The organism is Crossiella cryophila (assembly GCF_014204915.1).
GTDB lineage: Bacteria > Actinomycetota > Actinomycetes > Mycobacteriales > Pseudonocardiaceae > Crossiella > Crossiella cryophila.
Map to the genome: position 1 here is coordinate 9798793 of NZ_JACHMH010000001.1, position 14416 is coordinate 9813208.

Here is a 14416-nt window from a genome sequence, read left to right on the forward strand (position 1 = left end):
AGATGAACGCATCACGGACCGCGCTGACGATGGGGGCCGCGCTGGCTACCGTGCTCGCGCTCGCGGCCTGCGGCGGCGGCAAGATCGGGGAGACCCCCGGCGGGACTCCGCAGGCCAACAACAAGAAGCTGGCGCTGCTGCCAGGGGTGAAGGGCGAGCCGTTCTACATCTCGATGGAGTGCGGCGCCAAGGAGGAGGCAGGCAAGCTCGGCTACGAGCTGAGCGTGCAGGCCCCGGAGAAGTTCGAGGCCGCGCTGCAGGTGCCGATCGTGAACAGCGTGCTGGCCGCCAAGCCCTCCGGTGTGCTGATCGCGCCGACCGACGACACCGCGCTCGGCACCCCGATGAAGCAGCTGACCAGCGCCGGGATCAAGGTCGTCGAGGTGGACACCAAGCTGAAGGACCGCACGGTGGCGACCTCGGCGATCTCCTCCAACAACAAGCAGGGCGGTCAGCTGGCCGCGCAGACCCTGGCCAAGCTGATCGGCGAGAAGGGCTCGGTCCTGGTGATCAACACCAAGGCCGGCACCTCCACCACGGACGCCCGCGCCGCGGGCTTCGAGGAGGAGATCAAGAAGTACCCGAACATCAAGTACGTCGGCCAGAAGTACAGCGACAACGAGCCCTCCCAGGCCGCCAACATCGTCTCCGCCCAGATCGCCGCCACCCCGGACCTGGCCGGTGTCTTCGCCACCAACCTGAACTCCGGTGAGGGCGCCGCGGCGGGCCTGCGCAACGCGAACAAGCGCGGCGAGGTCAAGCTGGTCGGCTTCGACGCCAGCCCGAAGCAGGTCGACGGCCTGCGCAACGGCGACGTGCAGGCATTGATCGCGCAGGACCCGGCGGGCATCGGCCGCCAGGGCGTGCAGCAGGTGGTCAACGCGCTGGACGGCAAGCCCACGACCAAGGAGATCGAGACCAACCTGGTCGCGATCACCAAGGACGACATGGACAGCAAGAAGGAGTACTTCTACCGCACCAGCTGCTGACACATTGGTGCGCTCGCGAGCCCGGGTGGGGGCGGTCAGCCCCGCTCGGGCTCGCGCTCGTTCATCTGCTGCTTCAGCGTCTCCGCGTCCAGCTTCGGGATCGGGAAGGTGCCGGTCGGGTAGTACGGCAGGGAGTCGACGTCCTCACGCTCCCGGAGGTCCTCCACCGAGACCTGTCCCGGTCCGGTGCGTTCGCCCGGCCAGAGTCGCAGCACCAGTACGGCCAGTGCGACACCCACCGGAAGGGCGAGCAGCACCCACCACACAGCGCTCATCGTTGTTGACTCCTGCTCGGATCGAGTGGTCTTCGAACCCTCAAGATACCTCGGCCGAGCCCCTGGTCAGTGCCTTCATCCACAGGTCACAGCGACGCTCGCACCTGCGTGATCGGGTTGTCGCGCACGGTCAGTACTAGCGGACGCCGCGGTACAGGTTGAGGCAGTAGCGGCGCAGGGCCAGCTCGACCGGGGGCAGCAGCTGCACGGAGTCGCCGAGCGGGATGCGGTAGCCGTTGTCGATGCCGTGGCGGCCGTAGAGGTGTTCCATCTCCGGGTGGCGCTGGCGGAAGTTGGAGTCGCCGGGGTAGAGGTCCAGGCTGATCGTGCCGCGGTCGCCGCGGGTCAGTTCGACCGCGCCGAGTTCGGCCCAGCGCAGGGTGAACGGCGAGCCGTGGTCCTCATCCCAGCGCAGGCCGTGCGGGGAGATGCGCAGCCGCCGGTCACGGGAGATCACCCGCCAGCACATGACCGCGATCAGGGACAGGCCGAGGAAGCCCGCGCCGAGCGCGCCGGTGGTCACCCGGAGCACGCCGCCCGCGCCGATCACGCCGAAGATCGCCAGCAGCATCACGACCAGGCCGAGCACGCCGGCCACGATGGCGCCGACGAAAACCTTGCGCCGGGCCTTGGAGCTGAGGTCGAGCAGCACGCCGGTGGAGGCGGTGGGCACGCGCGGGCCCAGCGGGTTGCCGGAGTGCGTGTGCACGGCTGGGCGAGGCCCGGAATTCGTTGCGGGATAAGGGTTCTGGCGGGGCGGCTTGGGTAGTCTGATGGTCACGTTGCTTGCCTGCGATACCCGCTGTTGCCCACTCACCCCTCCAGCATAGGCCCGTCCGGGGAGTGCTCGGGGGTGATGCTGGTGGCTTTCGCACCCGACTTTCGTCGGTTCCTCCTTCCTGGTGTCCACAGAGGACAATGGCGGGAAACTGCCGCAGAATCAGCGCATGCGACCCTGGTACCGGCCGATGGCCGCCCGCGACGCCACCGAAGCGCACCGCGCGGCCACCCCGCTGGAACTGTTGTTCGACCTGTGTTTCGTGGTCGCGGTGGCCGCCGCGGCAGCCGGACTGCACCACGGCCTGAGCGAGAACCACCTCGGCTCCGGCGTACTCGGCTACGTGCTGGTGTTCTTCGCGATCTGGTGGGCCTGGATCAACTTCACCTGGTTCGCCTCCAGCTACGACACCGATGACGTGCCCTACCGGCTGACTGTGTTGATCCAGATCGCCGGTGGCCTGGTGATGGCGGCCGGGGTCTCGCTGGCCTACGAGCAGAACTTCACCGTGATCACCATCGGTTACCTGGTGATGCGGGTGGCCATGATCGTCCAGTGGCTGCGCGCGGCCAGGGCCGATCCGCCGCGCCGGGCCTGCGCGCACCGGTTCGCGCTGGGTATCGCGCTGGTGCAGCTGGGCTGGATCGGCAGGCTGTTCCTGCCCGAGTCACTGTTCCTGCCCGGGTTCCTGCTGCTCGCGGTGCTGGAGATGCTGGTGCCGGTCTGGGCCGAGCGGCGCGGCCCGACCCCGTGGCACCCGCACCACATCGCCGAGCGCTACGGCCTGTTCACGCTGATCGTGCTGGGTGAGTCGGTGCTGGCCGCGACCACCGCGATCCGCGCCGGCCTGTCCGCCCAGCAGCACATCCCGATCCTGGTCTCGGTGGCCGTGGCCGGGCTGGTGATCCTGTTCTCGCTGTGGTGGCTGTACTTCGACCAGCCCGCACCCGCGCTGAACAGCCTGGGCAAGACCCTGAGCTGGGGCTACGGCCACTACCTGATCTTCGCCTCGGCGGCCGCGGTCGGCGCGGGCCTGTCCGTGGCGGTGGACTACGACCTGCACCGCGCGCACCTGTCCACGGCGGCCGCGGGCTTCGCGACCACGGTGCCGGTGGCGGTGTTCCTGCTCAGCGTGTGGCTGCTGCACATCGGTCCGCGCAGTGGCGGCGTGCTGTCCTTCGGGTTCCCGGTCACCGCGGTGCTGGTGCTGGGCTCGACCTACTCCGGCGCGCCGATCCACGTGACCGCGGGCCTGCTGGCGGTGCTGGTGGCGGTGAACGTGGTCAGCCGCGGACGAACCGCGAGTCCCGCGGCGACAGCCCGGACCGCGGACCAGCCGCCCGCAGGATGACCTCCAGGGCCCGGTCCACATCGGACTGGTAGGGCTCGGTGAACCAGGCCAGGTTCGCCTCGACCACCGCGGGCCGCCGCCGGGGATCCGTCGGCGGCCCGGTCAGGCCGATGTCCAGGACCACCGCGCTGGGCAGGGTCTCGGCGTGGGTGGCCAGCAGGGTGCGGGCGAAGTCCAGCACGCGTGCGGACTCCGGATCGGCGGCCAGGGCGGCCGGGTCGAGGTTGCCCCAGGTCAGGTAGCGGGAGCCGGTGTGGATCTCGCCGTCGAGCACGTAGAGGCGGTACTCGGCCGCGAACGCGGTCACCTCGCTGAGCAGCAGCGGGGTGTCCGCGGGCAGGCCGGTGGCGGCGGCGGTCAGGTCGGCCTGGTCCCGGTAGACCCGCGGTGGCAGGTGCTTGGCGCTGGGTGGTTTCACGAAGGTCGGGCCGGTCAGGCTGGTCGTGCCGAGGGTGCCTGCGGTGATCCGGCGGGCGGTGAACTCGGTCGGCAGGCCGGGCAGCCAGTCGTCCGGGGGTTCGAGCAGGGCCAGGTCCAGGGCCAGGGTGTCGGCGACGAGCGGGCCGCCGTAGTAGTGGCAGTGGCCGGGCTCAGCCTGGTCAGGGCGCAGGACCGGCAGGCCACGGGCCTCCGCCGCGGCGACCAGCCCGCCGCTGGTGGCGCGCACGCGCGGCGGCATGACCAGCGCGCGGCGGCTCACCCGCGCAGTCCCGCCACCAGTTCGTCCGCGGCGGTGTAGGGGTCCAGCTCGCCCTCGGCCACTCGTTTGCCCAGGTCGGTGAGTGCGGTGCCGCCGCGCAGGTCGCCGAGCCGGCTGCGCAGCTCGGCCAGTGCGATGGCCTCGATCTCGGCCTCGGCCCGGCGCTGACGGCGCTGGTCCAGCTCGCCGTGCTCGGTCATCCACACCCGGTGGTCCAGCAGCGCGGTGACCACCTCGGGCACGCCCTCGGCCCGGCTGGCCACCGTCTTGACGATCGGCTGCCGCCACATCGCGCCGCGGATCTCCTTGCGCCCCAACGAGATCATGTACTTCAGATCGCGCACCGTGGCGTCCGCGCCGTCCCGGTCGGCCTTGTTCACCACGAACACGTCGGCGATCTCCAGGATCCCGGCCTTGGCCGCCTGGATGCCGTCACCCATGCCGGGGGCCAGCAGCACCACCGTGGTGTCGGCCAGCGCGACCACCTCGACCTCGGACTGGCCAACGCCGACGGTCTCGATCAGCACCACGTCGCAGCCTGCCGCGTCCAGCACCCGCAGGGCCTGCGGGGTGGCCCAGGACAGTCCGCCCAGGTGGCCGCGGGTGGCCATGGAGCGGATGAACACGCCGGGGTCGGTGGCGTGGTCCTGCATCCGGATCCGGTCGCCGAGCAGGGCGCCGCCGGAGAACGGGGAGGACGGGTCCACCGCGAGCACGCCGACCCGTTTGCCCGCCTGCCGGAACGCCGTGACCAGCGCGGAGGTCGAGGTGGACTTGCCGACGCCAGGGGATCCGGTGAGACCGATGACCTGCGCGCGGCCGGTGTGCGGGGCCAGTGCCGCGGCGACCGCGCGCAGGTGCGGGCTGGCGTCCTCGACCAGGGAGATCAGCCGCGCGACCGCGCGCGGCTGACCCTCCCGGGCCTGTTCGACCAGCTCGGGGACGTCGACGACTCTGCCCATATCAGGCAGACGGTACCCGGATCACCAGCGCGTCACCCTGGCCGCCGCCACCGCACAACGCGGCCGCGCCGACGCCGCCACCACGCCGCTGCAGCTCCAGCGCCAGGTGCAGCACGACGCGGGCGCCGGACATGCCGATCGGGTGGCCCAGCGCGATCGCGCCGCCGTTGACGTTGACCTTGGCGTCCGCGGCGGCCTCGTCCAGGCCGAGCTGACGGGCGGCGACCACGCCGACCGCGGCGAATGCCTCGTTGATCTCGATCAGGTCCAGCTCGGCCGGGTCGATGCCGTCCTTGGCGCAGGCGGCCTTGATCGCGTTCGAGGGCTGCTCGTGCAGGCTGGCGTCGGGCCCGGCCACCACGCCGTGCGCGCCGATCTCGGCCAGCCAGGTCAGGCCCAGCTCCTCCGCCTTGGCCTTGCTCATCACCACGACCGCGGCCGCGCCGTCGGAGATCTGCGAGGCCGAGCCCGCGGTGATGGTGCCGTCGGAGGCGAAGGCCGGGCGCAGCTTGCCCAGGGTGTCCACGGTGGTGTCCGCGCGCACGCCCTCGTCCGTGCTGAACAGGACCGGGTCGCCCTTGCGCTGCGGGATGGCCACCGGCGCGATCTCCTGCTCGAAGATCCCGTTGGCCGTGGCCGCGGCGGCGCGCTGGTGCGAGCGGGCGGCGAAGGCGTCCTGCTCGGCGCGGGTCAGGCCGTAGCGCTGGTTGTACTTCTCGGTGGAGGCACCCATCGCGACCTGGTCGAAGGCGCAGAACAGGCCGTCGTGCGCCATGTGGTCCTGCAGGGTCACATCGCCGTACTTGAACCCGGAGCGGGACTTCGGCAGCAGGTGCGGGGCCTGGGTCATCGACTCCTGGCCACCGGCCACCACGATGTCGAACTCACCGGCGCGGATGAGCTGGTCGGCCAGCGCGATCGCGTCCAGGCCGGACAGGCACACCTTGTTGATGCTCAGCGAGGGCACGCTCATCGGGATGCCCGCGGCCACCGCGGCCTGCCGCGCCGGCATCTGCCCGGCGCCCGCGGTCAGCACCTGACCCATGATCACGTACTGCACGGCCTCCGGCGCGACCCCGGCCCGCTCCAGCGCGGCCTTGATGGCCACCCCGCCCAGCTGGGCGCCGGAGAAGTCCTTGAGCGAGCCGAGCAGCCGACCCATCGGGGTACGGGCTCCGGCGACGATGACCGAACCAGACACGGCTGCCTCCAGCGACACTGCGGGTGGGAATTGGTCTGTTGGGAATACTGAAACATGCTCGACCCTGGCAAGCAGGTCTTCGTCGGACCATACCGCCGGTACGCGAGACGTCGCCTTGTGAGGACGCCCACAGAAAGTACGCGTAACCGGGTAGGTCGGTTACTAGTCTGCCCCTATGCAGCCGGAACTCGGGAAATTCGTCACCGCGATCGATCACGTGGGCATCGCCGTGCCCGACCTGGACGAGGCGATCGCCTTCCACCGCGAGACCTTCGGGCTGGAGGTGGCGCACCAGGAGACCAACGAGGAGCAGGGCGTGCGGGAGGCCATGCTGCGCGCCCCTGGCGATGTCACCGGCGCGACCCAGATCCAGCTGCTCGCGCCGTCCCGGCCGGACTCGACCATCGCCAAGTTCATCGGCCGCAGCGGCCCCGGCCTGCAGCAGCTGGCCTACCGGGTGACCGACATCGAGGCGGCCTGCGCGGCGATCAAGGCCAAGGGCCTGCGGCTGCTCTTCGCCGAGCCCAAGCGCGGCACCTCGGACAGCCGGATCAACTTCATCCACCCCAAGGACGCCGGCGGCGTGCTGGTCGAGCTGGTGGAACCGGCCAAGAACGGCCACTGACCCGGACGCGGGGTCCCCGGCGCGAACCGGGGACCCCGCACTCGGTGCTCAGTCGATCAGGAGGACTTCGGCACCAGGATCAGGTACCGCTCGGCGTTGCGCTCCACCGCGGCCTTGCTGTACAGCAGCGGGAAGTACTCGCCCTTGCGCCAGCTCTCGGCCAGGTCCTTGTAGTGCGGATCGGCCGGGTTGCCGGACTGACCGGGCGCGTTGACCGCCTTCGAGCCGTCCCAGTTGCCGACGTCGATGACCACCCGCAGCGAGGCGCCGCCGATGTGCCGGAAGTCGGCCGACTCGTACTCGGAGTTGTTCACCGTGTCCGAGGCCCCACCCCGCGGGAACGGGCCGACGTTGAGCCGCTTGCGGGCGGCCTCGTCGACCAGCGGCGAGATCGGGTTCTCGAACCGGGTGTGCTGCAGCTTGCCCCACTGCCAGGTGTTCTGGTCCGCGCCGAGCTTCTGCTCGACCTCGGCCCTGGCACTGACCAGCGAGTCCAGCAGCAGCTTGTCCCGCTTGGCCCTGGCGTCCGCGCCGAAGTGGTTCTCCGGGTGCTCCAGCGCGTCGATCAGCACCTGGGTGTCCGGCTTGGTGAAGAAGTCCACGCCGGGCAGCACGGTCCGGATGAACTGCGGGCCGAGGTGCTTGGTGAACCAGGTCTCGTACAGCGCGGCCGGACCGGATTCCGGGCCTGCCACGTGGTTCCAGCCCTTGAGCAGCTCCAGCGAAGCCTTGGTCTTGGGATCCGCGCTGGTGAGCGAGCCCAGCACGGCGGTGATCTTGCGGGCCGGGATGGACAGGAAGTCGTTCTGCAGCTTCAGCGAGTCCTCGAAGGTCAGCTTCGGCTTCCCGTTGAGGACCTCCGCGATCCGCTGTGCCCGGTACGGGTCCGCCCAGGCGTCATAGCCAAGCCCCAGCTTCTGGTGCGAGGCCGGGACGTTCATCTCGTTGGCCGTGGCCACCCAGCCGCTGGCCGGGTTGATGGTGCGCGGCAGGTCGTCGCCGGAGTAGAAGCCGTTCCACTCGTAGCGCCCGTCGCCGGGCACCGGCAGCAGACCGTCGTGGTTGGGCCGCCTTGGCACCAGCGCGCCGGGCAGCCAGCCGATCTGGCCCGCCGTGTTGGCGTAGACGTGGTTCGCGCCGGGCGCGCCCCACCGCTTGAGCGCCTCGCCGAACTGCTGTGCCGTCTGCGCGGTCTGGAAACCCAGCGCGGCGAAGTAGGGCGAGGTGCCCGGCTCCATCCACACCGAGCGCAGCCCGTAGGCGAGGTGCCGCTGCGCGTCGACGTACAGCACCGGTCCGTGCCGGCTGAAGGAGAGCGCCAGATCGCGGCTCTGCTCGCCCTTGACCGGCAGTTTCTCGGTCACCGTGCGGAAGGACTCATACCCGTCGCCGTACTTGTACCGGCTGTGGTCGGCCGGATCGAGCTGGTAGACGTAGAGGTCCTCCTGGTCGGCCGGGAACTGCGTGACCCCGAACGCCGAGGTCCCGTTGTGCCCGATGTGCAGCCCGGGAATCATCGGCTCACCAGCGCCGATGATGTCCAGCCCCGGCGCGGACAGGTGCGCCAGGTACCGCGAGGACGGCAGGCTCATCAGTCGGTGCGGGTCATCGGCCAGCACCGGTCGCCCGGTCGCCGACTTCGCCGCGGAGATGGCCCAGTTGTTGCTGCCCTGCGCCGGCGGCGCCTTGGTGACGCTGATCTTGCTCGTACCCGCGTCGAAGGTCACCGGCAGCACCGCTGCCCCGTAGGCGTTGAGCAGCGGCTCGGCCACCTGGGCCACCGCGCAGACGTCGAGGCCCTGGGGGACCGCGGCGGCGTGCTTGGGCTCCAGGTTCTGCCGGATCACGTCGGCCTCCGGCGTGCCGGCCAGGCAACTGGTCAGCGCGCGCAGTGCCTCGTAGTAGCCGTTGGTGACCAGGGCGTGGTGCCGGATGCGCACCACGTCCTCGGGCTGCCACTTCGCCGGGCGGTAGCCGAGGGTGCGGAACTCCTCCGGCAACGCGTTCGGGTTCCTGGCCAGCCACTCCAGGTAGCCGTTGATCCCGGCGACGAACTTGGTCGCGACCTCCTTGGCCTGCGGCGGGTAGGCCGCCCACTCCTTGGCCAGGTCACCGCGGTAGAGCACCGAGCGGGCGCCCTTGTCCAGCTCGGCATAACCGGCGCCGAGCACCTCCGAGAGCGTGCCCAGCCCGCGGCGGTGCCACAGGTCGAGCTGGAAGAGCCGGTCCCTGGCGGCGTTGAAGCCCTGCCCCAGGTACACATCGGCGGTGTTGGTGGCGTAGATGTGCGGCACGCCCCACTTGTCCAGGACCATGCGCACCGGCGCGGTGAGCCCGGCGACCTGGACGGTGGTGGTGCTGCGGCCCGCTGGTTCGGCGAGGGCGCTCGGTGCGATCACACCGGTCGCCAGCACACCGGCCAGCAGCAACGCCCCCTTTCGCTTTCCTCGCAAGAAGAATCGTGCTGTGCGTGTCATGCTGAACTCAGCCCCAGTTCGTGTCTTGTTATCACCTGATCGGGTGACGGAAGGACACGTGTCCTTGATATCTGGAGACCCCGGGGCAAACCAGGAAGTATCGGCGTTATTAAGCCCTACTTGACAGGTGGATCAACGGTCCCGATCGCGCGCGCGATCAGCTCCACCTCGGCTTCCAGGCGATCCGCCTGGGCGGCGGGCCAGTCCGGGTGGTGCCGGGCCACCGAGTGCCGGTAGCCGACGGCCAGCGCGAGCAGGGTGGCCGCCGCGGTCACCGAGGCGGCGGGCACCTCCGGCCGGGCCGCGGCGATCACCTCCTGGGCGTGGCCCACGGTCCGCTCGAACCGGGCGTGCAGGGCGTCGCGTACCGCGGGGTGGGTGTCGGCTTCCCGCCACAGCAGGTGGCTGAGCAGGGTCGAATCGTCGTGGTGCGCGTCCAGCTCGGCCACCAGCGCACGCAGGCTGGCCGCGACATCTCCAGGCACCACAACGGTTTCCAGGTCCACCGGGTGTTCGGGCAGCCTGTCCACCAGCGCGGCCAGCAGGTCCGGTTTGCGGCGGAAGTAGTAGTGCACCAACGCCTTGGGCACCCCGGCCGCCTCGGCGATCCTGGAGGTGGGGGTGGCGTCGAAGCCGGACTCGGCGAAGAGGGTCTCGGCCGCGGCCAGGATCCGGTCTTTGGCGGACAGGGTGGGTTCTCCTTGGCACAGAAGGAGGCCGGCCGCCTCCAGGGACGACCGGCCCGCGTCGGACAGGTGGGTCAGTGCGATCCGGCCAGCCCGTGTGCGGCGTTGGCCGCGGGCAGGGCCGAGGCGCCGGCCAGCACGGCCAGCACGCCGACGACCCAGGAAACCCAGGCCGCGGCCATCAGTTCGGTGCTGTAGCCCATCACCCAGGGCGCCAGGAACAGCAGCACGCCCAGGCCCATGTGCACGTACTCGCTGGCCACCGAACCCGGCTGGGCCAGCGACCACAGCGCCGAGATCCCGAGCAGCCCGCCCAGCAGCACCATGGTCCACATCGACCGCGGCGAACTGTCCATGACCATCGGGCTCAGCAGCACGACCACGCCCATGACCACCGCGGCCCAGTCCTGCCAGCGACTCCAGGCCTTCTCCATCACGACCACCTCCAATGTCACGGTCGGGCCTGACGAGCAGCCCTCCGTAGACGGCCGAAAAGGGTCTTCCTGACTCCCAGACTCCTCCTTGATTGGCCGCCCGGTCAAGAATTCCGCGCGTTCCCAGGGTCACGATCGGACGAACCTCGCCGTGCAGTGGCTCACAACTCGGCTTCTGGATCGTTTACTCGTGAGTAACCTCCCCCGAACTGCGCCGATGGCATACGACACCCACGGAGGTCCCCCGTGCAGAAGATCCTCGACGCGATCCTGGCCGGTGAGAACGAGGCACTCGCCGAACTCGCGGTGCCGGAGTCCTACCGAGGGGTAACCGTGCATGCCGACGAAGCAGGCATGTTCGAGGGCGTCCCGCACAAGGAGAAGGACCCGCGGCGCTCGCTGCACCTCGACGACGTGCCCACGCCCGAGCTGGGCCCCGGTGAGGCACTGGTCGCGGTGATGGCCAGCGCGATCAACTACAACACCGTGTGGACCTCGATCTTCGAGCCGGTGTCCACCTTCGGCTTCCTGCGCCGCTACGGCCGCACCTCGCCGCTGGCCTCCCGGCACGACCTGCCCTACCACGTGGTCGGCTCCGACCTGGCCGGTGTGGTGCTGCGTACCGGGGCCGGGGTGAACAACTGGAAGCCGGGCGACGAGGTGGTCGCGCACTGTCTGAGCGTGGAGCTGGAGAGCCCGGACGGGCACAACGACACGATGATGGACCCGGAGCAGCGGATCTGGGGCTTCGAGACCAACTTCGGCGGCCTGGCCGAGCTGGCCCTGGTCAAGACCAACCAGCTGATGCCCAAGCCCAAGCACCTGAGCTGGGAGGAGGCGGCCAGTCCCGGACTGGTCAACTCCACCGCGTACCGGCAGCTGGTCTCCACCAACGGCGCCGGCATGAAGCAGGGCGACACGGTGCTGATCTGGGGCGCCTCCGGCGGCCTAGGCTCCTACGCCACCCAGTTCGCGCTCAACGGCGGCGCGACCCCGGTGTGCGTGGTCTCCAGTCCGGAGAAGGCCGACATCTGCCGCAAGATGGGCGCCGAGCTGATCATCGATCGCTCGGCCGAGGGCTACAAGTTCTGGAAGGACGAGCACGAGCAGGACCCGTCGGAGTGGAAGCGGTTCGGCGCCAAGATCCGCGAACTGACCGGCGGGGACGATCCGGACATCGTCTTCGAGCACCCTGGCAAGGAGACCTTCGGCGCCAGCGTGTTCGTCGCGCGCAAGGGCGGCACCATCGTCACCTGCGCGTCCACCAGCGGATTCATGCACAGCTACGACAACCGCTACCTGTGGATGAACCTCAAGCGGATCGTCGGCTCGCACTTCGCCAACTACCGGGAGGCCTGGGAGGCCAACCGCTTGATCGCCAAGGGCAAGATCCACCCGACACTGTCCAATGTGTACTCGCTGGAGAACACCGGTCAGGCCGCCTACGACGTCCACCAGAACGCACACCAGGGAAAGGTTGGTGTGTTGTGTCTCGCACCGGAGGCCGGTCTGGGTGTGCGCGATCCTGAATTCCGTGCGGCGCATGAGGATGCGATCAACCGATTCCGTGGTGTGTGAGGGTTTTCTCGCTTTTTCCTACGGATGGCCTACCCGGTAGCGGGTGGCGCGAGCACAGCCCGGCGCGCGGTGCGGGTAGCGTGAGGCCATGGGTCTTGGCAGCGGTGAGCTTGTGCCACTCGGTTCCGGCTTCGACACGGTGCGGCGCGGTTATGACCGCAGCCAGGTGGAAGAGCACCTGGAGCGGTTGGACGCCGATCTTCGCATCCTGGCGGCCGATCGGGACGCCGCGGTGTCCCAGGCCGGGGATCTGGCCAGGCAGCTGGAGTCCAAGCGGATGGAGGTCGAGGACCTCAAGGGCTCGGTCGACCGGCTGTCCAAGCCGCCGACCACGCTGGAGGGCCTGAGCGAGCGGCTGCAGCGGATGCTCAAGCTCGCCCAGGACGAGGCGCACGAGACCCGCGCCCGCGCCGAGGAGGAGTCGGCCAAGACCCAGGCCGACGCCGAGAAGGCCGCGGCCGGGCTGCGCCGCCGGTACGAGCAGCTCATCGCCGAACTCGACGCGCGCCGGGTGCAGATGGAGGCCGAGCACCAGAAGGTGCTGGCCGACGCGCGCACCGAGGCCGAGCGGATCGTCGGCGAGGCCACCGCAACGGCGGCCAAGCTGGACGCGGACTCACACGCGGTGCGCACCAAGGTGGAGGAGGACTTCGAGATCGCGATGTCCTCCCGCCGCACCGAGTCCATGCGCGGGCTGGCCGAGCAGGAGGCCAAGAGCAAGGCCGAGGCCGAGCGCCGGGTGCGGGAGGCCACCGAGGAGGCCACCAAGCGGCTCACCGAGGCGACCGCGGAGGCCAACCGCCGGTTGTTCGAGGCGACCGAGGAAGCCACCAAGCGCCGCAACGACGCCATCGCCGAGTCGACCACCATGGTCGGCGAGGCCACCGCGGAGGCGGAGAAGCGCCGGGCGGACGCGCTGGAGCAGTCCACCACGATGGTCCGCGAGGCCACCGCCGAGGCGGAGAAGCGCCGCGCCGACGCGCTGGAGCAGTCCACCACCATGGTCCGCGAGGCCACCGAGGAAGCCGCCAAGCGGCGTGCCGACGCCACGACCGAGGCCGAGCGCCTGGTCCGCGAGGCCACCGAGGAGGCCAACAAGCGGGTCACCGAGGCCACCGCGGAGGCGGACAAGCGCCGGGCGGACGCCCTTGAGCAGTCCACCACCATGGTGCGGGAGGCCACCGAGGAGGCGGCCAAGCGCCGCGCGGAGGCCAAGGCCGAGGCGGAGAAGCTGGTCAAGGACGCCACCGAGGAGGCGGAGAACCGCCGCGCCGAGGCGCTGGAGCAGTCCACCACGATGGTCCGCGAGGCCACCGCGGAAGCGGAGAAGCGCCGCTCGGACGCGCTGGAGCAGTCGACCACCATGGTCGCCGAGGCCACCGCGAAGGCGGAGAAGCTGACCAAGGACTCGACCGAGGCGGCGGACAAGCGACTGTCCGAGGCGACCAGGGAGTCCACCAAGCGGGTCGAGTACGCGACCAAGCGGGTCGAGCTGCTGCGCGCGCTGCGCGGCCGGGTGACCGGGCAGCTCGGCACCATGCAGTCCGAGCTGAAGGCCATGCACTCGGAGATGGAGGCCATCCACGGCCTGTTCGTGGACGCCACCCCGCTGCTGGCCGAGGGCGACGACGAGAACCTGATCCTGGACCAGCCGGTGCTGCCGGAACCCGAGCCCAAGCCGGAGCCGAAGGCCGAGGCCAAGCCCGCCGAGCCCGCGGCCGAGGCCAAGGCAGCCGCCCCGGCCCAGCCGCAGAACGCGCAGCCCCAGCCCGCGCAGTCGCAGCAGCCCGCCCAGCCCCAGCCCGCGCCGCAGCAGGCCCAGCAGCCGCAGGCGGCCCCGGCACAGCCCGCGGCCCCGGCGCCGCAGCAGGCCCAGCAGGGCGCCCAGCCGCAGCCCGGCAAGCCGGTCCAGCCGCAGGGCCCCGGCAACCAGCAGCAGGCCGCGCCCCAGCCGGTCGCCGGTGGTCAGCCGCCGGTCTCCCCCGCGGGTGTCCCGCAGGGCGGACGGCCGCCGGTGCCGGGCAACCAGCGCCAGCCCGGCCAGCCGCCGCAGGGTGTCCAGCCGGACCCGGCCCGCACCACCGCGATGCAGGCCCCCAAGGCCAACCCGGCCAAGCGCACCCCCAACGTCCAGGCGCAGAACCCGGCCTCCCAGCCGCCGCAGCCGGTGCGTGGGCAGCGGCCGCAGTCGCCGCACCCGCAGCGCCAGCCCGCGGCCCCGCGGCCGAACATGGACCCGCCCACCACGGCGATGAAGAAGCCCCCGGTCCAGCAGCCGCAGACCGATCTGGACGGTCCGACCAAGCAGCTCCGCAAGCCGGCCCCGCCCGCCGGGCCGCAGAACCCGCCCCGCCGCTGAC

13 protein-coding genes are annotated in these 14416 nt (G+C 70.7%); 5 read left to right on the plus strand and 8 right to left on the minus strand.

Features of this window, described 5'->3' with window-relative positions:
- Positions 1–2 precede the first annotated feature (2 nt).
- Complete coding sequence (locus tag HNR67_RS42110; protein ID WP_185009428.1) at positions 3–989, plus strand: ABC transporter substrate-binding protein; 987 nt, start codon at positions 3–5, stop codon at positions 987–989.
- Between the two features lie 35 nt (positions 990–1024).
- Here HNR67_RS42110 and HNR67_RS42115 read toward each other — a convergent pair whose 3' ends face one another.
- Together HNR67_RS42115 and HNR67_RS42120 are read right to left on the minus strand one after the other, a co-directional pair.
- Positions 1025–1264, minus strand: coding sequence for a hypothetical protein (locus HNR67_RS42115; RefSeq protein ID WP_185009430.1), 240 nt, complete (start codon positions 1262–1264; stop codon positions 1025–1027).
- A 136-nt stretch (positions 1265–1400) separates the two neighbouring features.
- Positions 1401–1973 carry a hypothetical protein gene (locus HNR67_RS42120; RefSeq protein ID WP_185009432.1) on the minus strand — a complete coding sequence of 191 codons (573 nt, stop codon included), beginning with the start codon at positions 1971–1973 and terminating at the stop codon, positions 1401–1403.
- Positions 1974–2211: 238 nt separating this feature from the next.
- On the opposite strand from HNR67_RS42120, the gene HNR67_RS42125 reads away from it, so the two are divergent.
- Entirely contained in the window at positions 2212–3393 is a 1182-nt protein-coding gene (locus tag HNR67_RS42125; protein ID WP_185009434.1) for a low temperature requirement protein A, read from the plus strand.
- Here HNR67_RS42125 and HNR67_RS42130 read toward each other — a convergent pair.
- Genes HNR67_RS42130 through HNR67_RS42140 form a run of 3 tightly spaced genes read right to left on the minus strand, consistent with a single transcriptional unit; the run spans position 3326 to position 6256 of the window.
- The gene (locus HNR67_RS42130) at positions 3326–4093 is read right to left on the minus strand and encodes an ATP-grasp domain-containing protein (RefSeq protein WP_185009436.1); all 768 of its coding nucleotides are present in this window, start codon (positions 4091–4093) and stop codon (positions 3326–3328) included. The two genes, HNR67_RS42125 and HNR67_RS42130, sit on opposite strands and share 68 nt — an antisense overlap.
- Positions 4090–5055 carry a methylmalonyl Co-A mutase-associated GTPase MeaB gene (meaB, locus tag HNR67_RS42135; protein WP_185009438.1) on the minus strand — a complete coding sequence of 322 codons (966 nt, stop codon included), beginning with the start codon at positions 5053–5055 and terminating at the stop codon, positions 4090–4092. Before meaB ends, HNR67_RS42130 begins: the two co-directional genes overlap by 4 nt.
- A gap of 1 nt (position 5056) precedes the next feature.
- A complete protein-coding gene (locus HNR67_RS42140; protein ID WP_185009440.1) occupies positions 5057–6256 on the minus strand; it encodes an acetyl-CoA C-acetyltransferase in 1200 nt (399 codons plus the stop codon).
- Positions 6257–6431: 175 nt separating this feature from the next.
- Between HNR67_RS42140 and mce the strand changes: the two genes are divergently transcribed.
- Entirely contained in the window at positions 6432–6881 is a 450-nt protein-coding gene (gene mce / locus HNR67_RS42145) for a methylmalonyl-CoA epimerase (RefSeq protein WP_185009442.1), read from the plus strand.
- A gap of 56 nt (positions 6882–6937) precedes the next feature.
- On the opposite strand, the gene HNR67_RS42150 is transcribed toward mce, so the two are convergent.
- The 3 genes from HNR67_RS42150 to HNR67_RS42160 all read right to left on the minus strand — a co-directional run bounded on the left by HNR67_RS42150 (position 6938) and on the right by HNR67_RS42160 (position 10478).
- Complete coding sequence (locus HNR67_RS42150) at positions 6938–9334, minus strand: penicillin acylase family protein (protein WP_246492716.1); 2397 nt, start codon at positions 9332–9334, stop codon at positions 6938–6940.
- A gap of 140 nt (positions 9335–9474) precedes the next feature.
- On the minus strand, positions 9475–10068 hold the full coding sequence (locus tag HNR67_RS42155) for a TetR/AcrR family transcriptional regulator (RefSeq protein WP_185011755.1): 594 nt from the start codon (positions 10066–10068) through the stop codon (positions 9475–9477).
- A 50-nt stretch (positions 10069–10118) separates the two neighbouring features.
- Entirely contained in the window at positions 10119–10478 is a 360-nt protein-coding gene (locus tag HNR67_RS42160) for an SPW repeat domain-containing protein (protein WP_185009446.1), read from the minus strand.
- Positions 10479–10724: 246 nt separating this feature from the next.
- Here HNR67_RS42160 and ccrA point away from each other — a divergent pair, with 246 nt between their 5' ends.
- Both ccrA and HNR67_RS46575 read left to right on the plus strand, forming a co-directional pair.
- Positions 10725–12056, plus strand: a complete 1332-nt coding sequence (ccrA, locus tag HNR67_RS42165) for a crotonyl-CoA carboxylase/reductase (protein WP_185009448.1) — start codon at positions 10725–10727, stop codon at positions 12054–12056.
- Positions 12057–12144: 88 nt separating this feature from the next.
- Positions 12145–14415, plus strand: coding sequence for a M protein (locus HNR67_RS46575; protein ID WP_185009449.1), 2271 nt, complete (start codon positions 12145–12147; stop codon positions 14413–14415).
- Position 14416: the final 1 nt, after the last annotated feature.

Excerpts from the sequence above, each read along its gene's own strand:
- HNR67_RS42110 (WP_185009428.1), top strand. The coding sequence starts at position 3 with ATGAACGCATCACGGACCGCGCTGACGATGGGGGCCGCGCTGGCTACC.
- HNR67_RS42115 (WP_185009430.1), bottom strand. The coding sequence starts at position 1,264 with ATGAGCGCTGTGTGGTGGGTGCTGCTCGCCCTTCCGGTGGGTGTCGCA.
- HNR67_RS42125 (WP_185009434.1), top strand. The coding sequence starts at position 2,212 with ATGCGACCCTGGTACCGGCCGATGGCCGCCCGCGACGCCACCGAAGCG.
- meaB (WP_185009438.1), bottom strand. The coding sequence starts at position 5,055 with ATGGGCAGAGTCGTCGACGTCCCCGAGCTGGTCGAACAGGCCCGGGAG.
- mce (WP_185009442.1), top strand. The coding sequence starts at position 6,432 with ATGCAGCCGGAACTCGGGAAATTCGTCACCGCGATCGATCACGTGGGC.
- HNR67_RS42160 (WP_185009446.1), bottom strand. The coding sequence starts at position 10,478 with ATGGAGAAGGCCTGGAGTCGCTGGCAGGACTGGGCCGCGGTGGTCATG.
- HNR67_RS46575 (WP_185009449.1), top strand. The coding sequence starts at position 12,145 with ATGGGTCTTGGCAGCGGTGAGCTTGTGCCACTCGGTTCCGGCTTCGAC.